General features: G+C 40.9%; 12 protein-coding genes. 11 read left to right on the forward strand and 1 reads right to left on the reverse strand.

Features of this window, described 5'->3' with window-relative positions; all coding sequences use genetic code 11:
- Positions 1 to 38 precede the first annotated feature (38 nt).
- A complete protein-coding gene (locus ACHUE3_RS15680) occupies positions 39 to 890 on the reverse strand; it encodes a D-hexose-6-phosphate mutarotase (RefSeq protein ID WP_394193298.1) in 852 nt (283 codons plus the stop codon).
- Positions 891 to 1,346: 456 nt separating this feature from the next.
- On the opposite strand from ACHUE3_RS15680, the gene ACHUE3_RS15685 reads away from it, so the two are divergent.
- The 11 genes from ACHUE3_RS15685 (at position 1,347) to ACHUE3_RS15735 (ending at position 12,070) form a co-directional block, all read left to right on the forward strand.
- Positions 1,347 to 1,844, forward strand: a complete 498-nt coding sequence (locus ACHUE3_RS15685; RefSeq protein WP_394193299.1) for a MarR family winged helix-turn-helix transcriptional regulator — start codon at positions 1,347 to 1,349, stop codon at positions 1,842 to 1,844.
- 253 nt (positions 1,845 to 2,097) lie between these two features.
- Entirely contained in the window at positions 2,098 to 3,408 is a 1,311-nt protein-coding gene (locus ACHUE3_RS15690; RefSeq protein WP_394193300.1) for a porin, read from the forward strand.
- A 147-nt stretch (positions 3,409 to 3,555) separates the two neighbouring features.
- The gene (locus ACHUE3_RS15695; RefSeq protein WP_394193301.1) at positions 3,556 to 4,026 is read left to right on the forward strand and encodes an RNA polymerase sigma factor; all 471 of its coding nucleotides are present in this window, start codon (positions 3,556 to 3,558) and stop codon (positions 4,024 to 4,026) included.
- Between the two features lie 10 nt (positions 4,027 to 4,036).
- Positions 4,037 to 5,005 carry a FecR family protein gene (locus ACHUE3_RS15700; protein WP_394193302.1) on the forward strand — a complete coding sequence of 323 codons (969 nt, stop codon included), beginning with the start codon at positions 4,037 to 4,039 and terminating at the stop codon, positions 5,003 to 5,005.
- Positions 5,006 to 5,086: 81 nt separating this feature from the next.
- The gene (locus ACHUE3_RS15705; protein WP_394193303.1) at positions 5,087 to 7,807 is read left to right on the forward strand and encodes a TonB-dependent receptor; all 2,721 of its coding nucleotides are present in this window, start codon (positions 5,087 to 5,089) and stop codon (positions 7,805 to 7,807) included.
- 89 nt (positions 7,808 to 7,896) lie between these two features.
- The gene (locus tag ACHUE3_RS15710) at positions 7,897 to 8,487 is read left to right on the forward strand and encodes a biliverdin-producing heme oxygenase (RefSeq protein ID WP_394193304.1); all 591 of its coding nucleotides are present in this window, start codon (positions 7,897 to 7,899) and stop codon (positions 8,485 to 8,487) included.
- On the forward strand, positions 8,484 to 8,879 hold the full coding sequence (locus ACHUE3_RS15715; protein WP_394193305.1) for a YbaN family protein: 396 nt from the start codon (positions 8,484 to 8,486) through the stop codon (positions 8,877 to 8,879). The genes ACHUE3_RS15710 and ACHUE3_RS15715 overlap by 4 nt, the downstream gene beginning before the upstream one ends.
- Positions 8,880 to 8,955: 76 nt before the next feature.
- Positions 8,956 to 9,588 carry a PepSY-associated TM helix domain-containing protein gene (locus ACHUE3_RS15720; protein WP_394193306.1) on the forward strand — a complete coding sequence of 211 codons (633 nt, stop codon included), beginning with the start codon at positions 8,956 to 8,958 and terminating at the stop codon, positions 9,586 to 9,588.
- Positions 9,588 to 10,091, forward strand: coding sequence for a DUF2271 domain-containing protein (locus tag ACHUE3_RS15725; protein WP_394193307.1), 504 nt, complete (start codon positions 9,588 to 9,590; stop codon positions 10,089 to 10,091). Before ACHUE3_RS15720 ends, ACHUE3_RS15725 begins: the two co-directional genes overlap by 1 nt.
- A 55-nt stretch (positions 10,092 to 10,146) precedes the next feature.
- Complete coding sequence (locus tag ACHUE3_RS15730; protein WP_394193308.1) at positions 10,147 to 10,989, forward strand: DUF4198 domain-containing protein; 843 nt, start codon at positions 10,147 to 10,149, stop codon at positions 10,987 to 10,989.
- Positions 10,990 to 11,179: 190 nt separating this feature from the next.
- On the forward strand, positions 11,180 to 12,070 hold the full coding sequence (locus ACHUE3_RS15735) for a DUF4097 family beta strand repeat-containing protein (protein WP_394193309.1): 891 nt from the start codon (positions 11,180 to 11,182) through the stop codon (positions 12,068 to 12,070).
- Positions 12,071 to 12,107: the final 37 nt, after the last annotated feature.

Raw genomic sequence — 12,107 nt, forward strand, 5'->3', positions numbered from 1 at the left:
CAAAATTACGTTGGCTTGGTTTTGCTATCTGTAAACTATCAAACCCAGCTAATAGTAGTGCCTAATGTGTGGCTTTGCCCAGGCGCGACCGTTGCACTATCATCCATCACATTTGCAGCTTCTAAACACAGCATTGTATGGTATTCATCATCAGCAAAGTTAGATAAGCGCTTAGATTTATCTATCCAAGGGTTCCATAGCACACAAGAAGTTGAGTTTTCGCGACCCACTTCTATAATCCCATCAGGGGTAATAATTCTTTGTTTAGCAGGCGCTTGGGTATAAACCATATCGGTTTCACGGGCAAACCCCACCAACTCACTTTGATCAAATGGACCTTCACCGAACTCTATGAATTTAGAACCTTGAAGCCCGTCTACTTTAGTTTCTTCAATTGCGGGTGTAGGGAAATACGTGTGTAAAGCTTGAGTGAAAGTAATTGTTTGGTCACTAAGATTGGTAGTGGTTAAACGCACTTCAAGCTTTTCGGTAAGAATAAACTCGACTTTGAGAGTCGATTTGTGAGGCCAATATGTCTCATCAATTTGCGTCATTGGGAGCGTTAAACTAACCCGTATTACACCATCATTTTCTGATACTTCATCGGCACGCCAAAGGCTAGTGCGTGCTACACCATGGATAGGCCAATCAGGGTTGGAGTTAACACCAAACCAAGGCCAACAAATAGGAATACCACCACGTATACTTTTACCTTCTTGATAATCTTCTTCACTTGATACCCAAATCAGCGGCTTTTTCCCCGCCGGCGTGAACTGGGTTAACTGCGCACCTTGCAGATAAATTTTAGCCGTGCATGTGTCACTTGCGACATTAATATACTCTAAGCCTGAGTCAGAATGTTCGATACTTACAGATGGAGATAACTTCATAATACGTCCCATAATAATGAAAAAGCCTGCCATACCTTACCCAATACTTTACGCAATAGTAAATATTTATTAAGCGTTTTTAGCTCAAAGTTATAATTTCTCACTCTGTCGCCTAAGTTCAGTAATGTGAGTGCACACAACATTTAATAAAATGAGAGCCCTGTTAAGTTATTTTTATTTCAACTCAAAACAATTTTAACCTCTTTTCATCATATCTATTAAGCTAAAATTATTCACTTTCAAAGCAGCATCTCGATTATCTTTGCTTTGCCCTTACATTTAAAAATTATGCATTGCTTATGCTACACAGAGTGCTTAGTAGCAATAAATTGATTAAACTTTTCCCTCAACACACAAACACATTTTTCTATTTGAACTCTATTTATTTGAAGTGTAATATTTAACAACTGTGGTCATACTAAGATCGTGACAACCTCCCTTTTTACGAGATACAAAATGCAAAAATATGATGAGTTACTGGTCGCTTTACGCCGCGTGATCCGGGCTATTGATCTTCATTCAAAGCAATTAAATAAAACATCTGGCTTAACTGGCCCCCAGCTACTTATTATGCATGAGGTTGATCAAAGCGATGGCATAACAGCCAGCCGCATCGCTCAGAATGTCAATTTGAGCCCTGCTACCGTAACGAATATTCTCGACCGTCTTGAAAACCGTAACTTGGTAAATCGTGTACGAAGCCAATTAGACAAGCGCCGTGTTAGCTTGTATCTAACACAGACAGGTAAAGAGCTGCTCGCTAATGCCCCACAGCCTTTACAAGAGCACTTTATCGAAAAATTTACTGCCTTAGATGAGTGGGAACAAAGCCAATTGCTATCATCTATGCAGCGAATTGCTGCAATGATGGATGCAGATAAAATAGACGCATCTCCATTACTTGAAGTAGGTGCGTTAACAAAGCACGCTGAGCAAAAAACACCTGAACAATAGAGTTTACAAGCCTATTTGTATTGGGTGGTGCTCAAAGGTCAACAGACCCTAGTAATCAAGTAGGCTTCATAACGGCTAATAAGTTTTCTTATTAGCTCACATCCATACAGCAATACAACAAGAAGCTATTTATTTAAAACGACTTAATTTTTGAAATTTATTGCTTTTTACGTCTAATTTACCGTCACGACTTGGGTTAAAAGCTAATTTAATCTATCCTAAATACTACCTAAATTAACACTAGCGATGACTCATGCTTAAACCTTCAAAGATAGCCCTCGCAATTATGCTGGGCACCGTTTCAACCACTTCAAATGCATCAGATATTGATGACATGCAAGCTCAGCTAAAACTACTGCAAAAACAGATGCAGCAACTTCAGCAAAAACTGGATGCTGCTGAGCAAAAATCAACACAACAACAGCAAGCCATTGATCAGCAAATAGCGAAACAACAAAAAGTTGAAGAGCAGCTAGTTGCTGAAGCCAAGCCTGCTAAAAAGTCGCAGGGTATAAAAGTTGGCGGCGCAGTAAGAACCAACTACAGCCACACATCATACAATGAAGGCAGTAAAGATCGTGGTGGTGACTACGACTTTGATATTTTCAGACTGAACTTCTCTGGTGATGTAGGCGACGTAATGCTTAATGCAGAAATTCGTTTTTTTGATTACATGACCGCTGTAAAGTATGCGTATGCTGCTTATGACTTTGCCGATGACTGGCAAGTCCAAGCAGGTATCACTAAAGTGCCATTCGGCAACTGGCCATATAATTCTCATAACTATTTCTTTGGTACTACATATTACATTGGCCTTGAAGATGACCACGATATGGGTGTGCTCTTTAAACGTAAAATCGCCGACAACTGGCAACTCGATCTTGGCTTTTTCAAAAATGATGAGCAAGGGGGAGTTGATGGCTATGTTGATAACCGTAGCGATCGTTACTCATATGATGTTGTTGGCTTTAGAACTGCCGGTGAAGGCGTTTACGCAGAGCCTGCAAGTGCGATAGGCGAATACAATACTTTTTCAGGGCGCTATGGTTATCACTTTGAACACGAGGGTGGCACTACAGAGTTAGGTTTTTCAGCCTTAGCAGGTGGCCTACATGACGGTGTTGATCGTGCTGGTGATTACAATGCATGGGCAATGCACTTAAATAGCACTGTAGGTCAGTGGAACTTTCAGCTACAACACGGTGAATACAACTACGACGTAGATAATGCCAACCGCATGGCCGTTGGCGCTTACTCGTTCTATGACAGTATTGCCGCAGAAGCAACCATGACCAATGCAAACATTGCTTACAGTGTACCTGTGGAGTGGGGCCCGGTAACAGGGTTGCAATTTTATAATGACTACGGTGTTATTTATGATAAATCAGATAACACTGAAGATACTTGGATGAACGTAACCGGCTTTTCAATTGCCGCTGGCGGCCTGTTCACTTACGTAGATTATGTCTTCGCTAAAAACCAACCATTTGTTGGCGGTTCCATTGCTGGTGATAGCAGTGAAACAGAGCGTCGCTTTAATATAAACGTTGGTTATTACTTTTAATCCCCCCTCAGCCCAGTAGTTATACTGGGCTGAACTTAAATCATTCAGCTGCTTTCAAACCGCACAAATACAAATAAAAACTATTGTCATTTATTAAATTTAACGTTAGTATCCGCACCCTTTTTAGAAACTTTAAATTGGTGCTACTTGGAACGCTATTACGCTGAAGTATTAAGTTATATTTCCCGATCGGTTGGATGCAAGGATAAAGCACAAAACATAGTCCAAGAAGCGTACACACGTTTGTTGAGCTACCGTAAACGTAACCCAGAACATGATACTTCCCAGCAACGGGCTTTATTTTTCAAAACGGCTAAACACATCGTTATTGATAACTATCGCCGTAATTACGCCGTGACCGACCCTGTTGAGCAAGAGTTAATCGCACCTAGTGATTATGAACCTGAAGCAAAGCTGGCCAGCCAACAGCAACTTAATTTGCTTTATAGGTGCATCGAGCAATTACCTCAGAAAACTAAACAAGCCTTCGTACTCTACAAATTTAAAAGCCTAAACCAAAAACAAATCGCTGAACAAATGGGTATTTCTGTCAGTATGGTTGAAAAGCATCTCGCTGTAGCGATGCTTGCGTGCCGCAGTGAATTAAAAAAACAATAAGAGAAACGAAATGGACCGTCAAAATTTAATCATTCAACAGCAAGTGGATCATTGGCTAGCATTAGAAAAGCAAGGGCTAACGCATGAACAAGCACTCGCCTTAGGGCATTGGCTTGATGCAGACCGTAAACATTTACTCGCTTACCAAGAAAGTCAGCAAGTAGAGCAATTATTGTCGCAACTCTCTAAGCAAGACATTCAATGCCTTGAGCAAACCACCAGTAGACCAAATCAATCAACCAGACATTCGGGCAAAAGCCCTTGGACGATGGCTGCATGCCTTGCGTTAATATGTGTTTGCATGTTTGGTTATCTAAACTGGCCAACCTCGTTAAACTCTGCTTCCTTTCAAGCCAGTTATCAAACAAAACGTGGAGAAATCACAGATATCGAATTACCAGATCAGAGTAAGCTCACACTCGATGCAAAAGCGTCTATTTCTGTTAATTTCGATAGCGAGAAAAGAATGAATAAACTCCTCAAAGGACGTGTATTGTTCGATGTTGCAAGCGATAAAGCCCGGCCTTTTGTGATAGGTACGGGTAACAGTAAAATTACCGTTTTAGGTACGCGCTTTTCGGTGGATAAAAAATCTCATAGTACAAGAGTGATGGTTGAACATGGGCGAGTAAGCATACAAAACCAGCACGAACGTATTGAGTTAAGCAAAGGTGACGTAGCGACTATTTATGCTTCTGGTATAGTAATCAGCAAATTTGACCCTGAGATCACGCTTGTCGATGCGTTTAAGCGAGGCCGCTTAATGTTTGATAACACCCCACTTAATGAAGCGCTTGAAACCTTCAATCGTTATCATGATTTTAGTTACACCTTAGCAACTAAATCTCATGACGAGTTAACTATATCAGGCACTTTTTTAGTTTCAGAGTTAGAAAACTTCGTAACCTTGTTACCACACGCTTTGCCTGTTGAAGTTAAAAACCTGAATAATCATCTAATTATAAGCAAACGAAATTAAATCAAAAAAACTTTAAAATTCATTGAGGAGTTCTCATTCTCATTCGTTTTAATAATAGGTAATTTATTTGGACGTATAAAAATGAGAACTCGCTCTGTACTAAACACACGACTCACTCCCCTTGTATTCACGCTCGCTCTGAGCTTAAGCCTGCCTGCTGCTGCACAGAATCAGCTTTCATTATATGAATTTAACCTTGTAAAACAGCCTATGAGCCATACTCTGACTCAAGTTGCCAAAGCCGCGAGCATGAACTTAATCGCAGATGCAAAACTGTTAAATGGCCTACAAGCACCTGCACTTCAAGGTGAAATTAGCTTAAACCAAGCGCTAGAGTTGGCCCTGCGAAATAGCAATTTAACCGCGCGTATTATCGACAATAACATCATCATTGAAGCGGCTGTAAGCGCACAAACTTCTTCAAACCATAAAAGACAAACAAGCTTTGTGGCTGATGGCGCCAACAGCTCGCAACAAGATATTGAAGTAATTGAAGTCAAAGGGGATAGATTACATATGCACCGCGAGCAAATAGCTCGTACCAAAGGTTTATCAAACTCAGATATCTTCTCAAGCTTTGCAGGCATCGAAGCAAACAACCTACGCAATGAAGCGGGCGCATTAGATATCGGTATTCGTGGCGTACAAGGTCAAGGTCGCGTGCCAATCTTTATTGATGGCAGCTTGCAATCAACCCATACTAACCGCGGTTACATGGGGACATCTGACAGAACTTATATCGATTCAAACTTGATCAGCAAAGTAAATATTGAAAAAGGGGCTTCCGCAAAAGCGTCACCATTTAGTTCAGGTGCAATTGGCGGCATGGTGAGTATTCGCACACTAGATACTCAAGACATTTTAAAAAGTGGTGAACAGCTTGGTGCGCTGGTCAAAGTAAACACCCATAACAATAACCATACGCCGGATGTACCAGAGAGCTTTGGGCTACAAAACTATTACGAAGTAAGCAATAACAATGACACGTTAGATTTTGCTGGCGGCGGCTTTACTCTGGCAACCGCATACGATCATGACAATCTGAAAGCTGTACTGGCTTACAGCAAGAAAAAAGTCGGTAACTATTTTGCCGGTTCAAATGGTTTTGAAGAATTTGTCGAAGAGAAAGAATACATTCGCTGGGAACCTTCAAAAACAGAAGCCGGAACATATGACGAAATACCTTATATTGTGTTAATTCCGCCTCCAGTTAACCAAAATGGTGAAGTCGTAAACACCAGCTTTGAGAGTGACTCATATCTTGCCAAGCTAACTTACGAGTTCACTGACGAGCAATCGCTTGAAGTAAACACCCGTTTTCATAAACAAGAAGCGGGTGAAATGCTTGCATCTTATTGGTACAAGCAAGGTGCTGGCGACACAAAGTTTTGGAAAGTGACAGACGAACATGGCGAAGATCAATGGATGTCTGAAGAAATTCCAGAAGGCGTTGAAACAATGCCGCAATGGCAGCCGGGCTCTGCACTGGTAAACAGTGCCAGTGCACTTTATCGCTTTGTGCCGAGTAGTAACGCATTAATCGATCTGAGTGTAAACGTATGGCGCACCAGCGCCCGTTTGCAACAGTACAATGCTCTTGGCAGTAATCTAGGTGATAATGCCGGACAATATTTTCACCGTGTGAATAATAAGCGCCATGGTGTGAGCGTGTTAAACGCGTCGGCTTTTGCAGTTGCAAACAAACCAATCACACTGACTTATGGTTTATCTTGGCAGACCGAAACACTTTCTCCGCATAAAGATTGGCAAGATAACTTTAAACGTGATTGGCAACCGACAGACTTTAAACTCAAATCAACTTCGCGTCACGGTGAACAAACTAAGCGCGCAATTTTTGCCAATGTGCAAATAGATTTCGCACCAGTTGAGCTGGCTTTAAACCTCAACCACCATGATTCTGTGAACCAAGATTATCAGGACGAGAATACCCTTAAATTTGATGGCAAAACCGATTTTACCCTGCAGGCAAAATATCACCTGCTTGATAACACCGCGGTTAAAGCCAAATACAGTAATGCTTACAGAATGCCAAACTTGTATGAAACAACTGTTTCGAATGAAGTGTTTTCTTATTCGAGTGATTATCCTATCACCCCTGAAAAAACAAAATCTTATGACATTGGCATCGAGAGTGAATTCACTAATTTAATGCAAAGTGGCGATAAACTAGTTTTATCTGCGGAGTACTTCTACACCAATATTGAAAATATGTTAGCGACGGGCTTTTTACCTAAGCCTGATAAACCAGCTTGGGATCAGAAGTTTACTTTCACTAACTATGACAAATTCGAGCTACCAGGTACAGAGCTAGGGGTTTACTACCAGAGCGACTTTTTCTACAGCAAGCTGTCTTACACCAAGTATTCAAACGTAGAAATGTGTTCAAGTCTTATGGCACAAGCTGCAGAAGTCGAGAGCTGTAATAGCGGTGGCTTTGCGGGTAGTTTAACGCCACTTCGTGTACCACCTGAGAAAAGCTACATCGCCATTGTTGGTACTAAACTCTTTAACGATGCTATCGACACCGGTTTCACTTATAAAAAGCACACAGAAAAGCATCATCCGGGTGGCTTTTTATCAGGCACCGGTGTCACCGCACTAGAGTATATTCCAGCAGGTTACCAGCTAGACTTTTATTTTGATTACACTTTTAGTGACGACATCACAGGCAATATCGCCATCACTAATTTAACCGATCAGTATAAAGTCTCGACCGGCTCTATCGTGGCAATGCCTGAACCGGGCCAAACCATTTCAATAGGCTTTGAGTTCAAACTTTAAGTCTCGGTAATTTCAAAAAATCTAATTAAGATCATAAACCCGCATTGAGTGATATAGCTCACTCAGTGCAACTACTTTTTGGAGCATTCATGACGACCGTCGCCCCTCCCCATTCTCGTGCGCAAAATTTAAAACTTGCTACTGCCGATGTACACAATAACATTGATAAAAGCATTATGGTTAAAGACCCATTTGCAAACACACAGAACTATATCCAGTTTTTAACACTGCAATATTACTTCTTAAATGATGTGTCTGCGCTTTATGACCACAGCGAATTAAATATGGTCATTGAAAATTTATCAGCGCGCCAGCGTTTAAATATGCTTGAACAAGACTTTCATGATTTTGAGCACCCAATACCTAATACGCCCTTCATCTCTCAAATTAGCAACGATACCGACTTAGCAACAGCGCTAGGCTGGCTTTATGTAGTAGAAGGTTCAAAAGTGGGCGCTGCAATGCTAGGCAAACAAGCGCAAGCTAGACTACAGTTAACAAAAGAGTATGGCGCTCGTTACTTATCTGGCCCAGGTGCAGGTCGTGGCAGTGACTGGCGTCATCTAGTACAATTAATTGATAGTATTGAGCTAAATGACACACAAGAGCGCGCATTGATCAATGGTGCACGCCAAGCGTTTACTCGATTTCAACTTTTTCAGGCGCATGTCTATTCATGAATTTAAAGGTCGCTTTAGTCGCATATAAGAATATGGGATACCAACTATTAGGCTTAGCGTTAGTTGGTTTGGGGATTATTGGCATTTTATTACCTGTCATGCCAACCACTATTTTCTTTATTTTGGCATTGGCGTGTTTTACACGTTCATCGCCAAAGCTTGCGACTTGGTTACTTGAACACCCTCGTTATGGCGCTACTTTGCGCCATTGGCACAGCCATAAGGTCGTGCCACTAAAAGCTAAATGGTTTGCTGGCTTGGGCATGCTTGCTGGCTTTATTTTATTAGTTTTAAGCACTCCACCTAGTTGGATAATCGCTCTTGTTGCGGGAATTGAACTAGCTGTTATGACCTATTTACTAACACGCCCTTCACACATACCAAAAATGTAAAGTTCGTAAATTTAGTTGTTATAATTAATGCAAATCATTATCATACACACATCTAGTTAGTTTTACTTTGTTGTCTATGCCATTTTTGAATAAACGTGCGATGTACAGTATTAGCCGTATGCTGCACATTTACCTTTCTACCGCCCTGTTATTTTTACTTATTTTGTTTTGTATCAGTGGCATTGTATTAAATCATGTTGATTGGCTTAAAGGCGACAAAACGGATGGTCAACAAACCATCGTATTGCCCCACGCTTTGATAACTAAAGCCAAACATAATATTGATTCACTTCCCTCTCTTTACCCTGAAATAGAAGCCTATTTAGCTGCAGAGCATGGCCTAACACAGGTTAAAAGTATCGATTGGGAAAAAGAAGATGCGCTAGTCATGCTCGACTACCCACTCCCTGCCGGCTTTGCCTTTGCTGAAATTGATTTTATGAGTGGTGAGCTCAATCTTGAATATCAAACCGGTGGTTTATTAAGCCTAATTGGTGACTTACATAAAGGTCGCCACACTGGCAAAGCATGGAGCTGGGTAATTGATATTTCTGCCGCATTAATGATTCTTTTTGCAATCACAGGCATGATTATTTTGTTTCAAAATAGAAAAAAACGCTTGGTAGGAATATGGCTAACAGTGCTTGGGGTCGCAACGCCTGCTGTCATTTATTTATGCTGGGTTCCACAACTAAAAGGAGTGTCTTAATGTTAAAAATTAATACCTTTTGCAGTGCAATAATAATATTTACTGCTGCTTTATTTCAATCAAATACCAGCGCAGCAGAGCTCGAAATAGAGCTCACCTTACCAGAGCTTGATGTACAACCTTATCACCGCCCATATGTGGCAGTGTGGCTTGAAACCCCTCAACGTAAACATGTAACCACTGTTGCACTATGGGTAGAGAAAGCTGAATGGTTTAAAGACTTACGCCAATGGTGGCGTAAAGCAGGTAAAAGCGATGCCAATTTTGACGGTGTAACAGGCGCAACAAAACGCCCAGGCAGCTACACAATTAACTGGAATGGCAAAGACCTAGAAGGAAATCCTGTCATCGCGGGTAAATACCTACTTAATTTAGAAGTAGTGCGCGAAGAAGGTGGCAGAGATTATAAACGCATGGAACTGGATTTAAGCGAAGATGGAAAAATGACTATTGCAGGCAAAAAAGAATTCTCTGAGAGTTTCATCACGATCAAAGCCAAATAACAGCAATAACTAGCAAGTAAAAAATGCTTATACATTATTTAAATAAGGAAAGATCATGAAAATCAATTTACTTAAAAGCGCTCTTGTTGGCGCGCTAACATTAACCGCCCTTGCCTCTAGCTATGCAAGTGCCCATGCACAGTGGTTAGTGCCTTCGCATACATCGCTATCTGGTGATAAAGCGCATTATGTAATGATCGATGCCAGCATCTCTAACGAAATTTTTTCTGCTGATAAAGCGTATCGCCCAAAACAAAAAGGGGCAGAGTATGACGATAACCTGATCATGGCTCTTGACCCTAATGGTGAGCTGGTAAGTGATAGAATTCGTGCCTACTACTTACAACGTAAAAACTCAGCAGCAGTAAAATTAGCTGATGAAGGCACTTATCATATCGCTATGAAACGTGAGCCGCGCATAATGACTTTTTACAAAGATGCGCAAGGCGAGCGTGGCCGCGTATTTGGCCCTAAAAATAGCAAAGACATTCCAGCCGGTGCAAAAGATATCAGAACCATGAAGTCATTCTCAACTGTTGATACTTTTGTTAGCCGTAACGGCACATCCAAGCCTGCCCTACTAGGTAGCGGTTTAGAGATCAGTGGCCCAACTCACCCAAATGATTTATTTGTTGGTGAAGAAGCACGCTTTCAATTATTGAAAGATGGTAAACCAGCTGCAAATGTTGAGCTTGCGATTTTAAAAGGTGACACACGCTACCGCAACGAACGCAACGAAGTAAAAGTAACAACTGATCAGCAGGGCTTCTTTACAAATACTTGGCAGCACCCTGGTTTATATCTTATTGAGGCAAGTGTAAGTGAAGATTCAACTGAAAAAGGTATCGACACTGTTCGCTACGCTTTGTTTACTACTTTAGACGTTGCGCCTGAATAGTCGACTTTTATAGAGTGGTTAACAATGTTAGCCACTTTCACTACTTTTTAGTATTGCTCGCTAAACGCATATGGGGTTATTTAAACTAATATAGATTAGTTACTTATAAAACAGCATGTTAAATGTTGGCTTTGTTTTTGCTTTTAGAAACCTAAGCAGTTAATCTAAATAAAAAACGAGCATACTAACAATGATGAATAAATCACTCTCTTTACTCACTAAAACACTTCCTATTGCAACAAGCCTTCTTTTGATGAGCGGCTGTGTTGTTCATATTTCTACGGCAAGTGCCAATATAGAACAACAGCAACAACGCACTTTATCAGCGGCTCAATTACAACAACTCGATATTGAAGCAGAAGCCGGCTCACTAAAAGTAATAGGTTCAAATACCGCCACTGAAATCACTGTTAATGCAAGCATTTACACCGCAAACGTTGATGACCCATACATCTTAACGCTTGAGCAAAAGGGCGACAAAGCAGTTCTTGTTGCCAAAAATGAGAGTGCATCAGGCATGATTGTTTACCAAGGCAACTCTCCAAGTATCGATTTAGTTGTGACTGTACCAAATTCATTTAACCTTGATATTGATGACGGCTCTGGTGATATTAATATTATGGGTGTACTAGGCGATATGGACATCGATGATGGTTCAGGCAGTATCAATATAGAACAAGGTCATGACCTCGAAATAGATGATGGTTCAGGCGATATCTACTTACAAAACATCACTGGAAATATAGAGATAAGTGATGGCTCAGGCAGTATTACCGCAAAAAATGTTGCTGGCATGGTGGACATTGAAGACAGCTCAGGCGATTTAAACTTAACTGATATAACTGGTAGCGTAGAGATTGATGATAATTCTGGCAGCATCAATGCAAAACGTTTAGGTAATTATTTAACGATTGAAGACGGCTCTGGTGATATATATGTCGAGCATGTTAATGGCTTAGTTACTATTGAAGATGGCTCAGGCAGCATTCGTGTTAACCATGCTAAAGGCCTGACCATTATCGATGATGGCTCGGGCGATTTGAGTATCGACAATATTAATGGCCCAGTAAAACTTAATTAAATAACAGGTTAACGAAACTGAATGTTAGCGAACAAGC

This window comes from Pseudoalteromonas atlantica (assembly GCF_043641955.1).
GTDB lineage: Bacteria > Pseudomonadota > Gammaproteobacteria > Enterobacterales > Alteromonadaceae > Pseudoalteromonas > Pseudoalteromonas atlantica_A.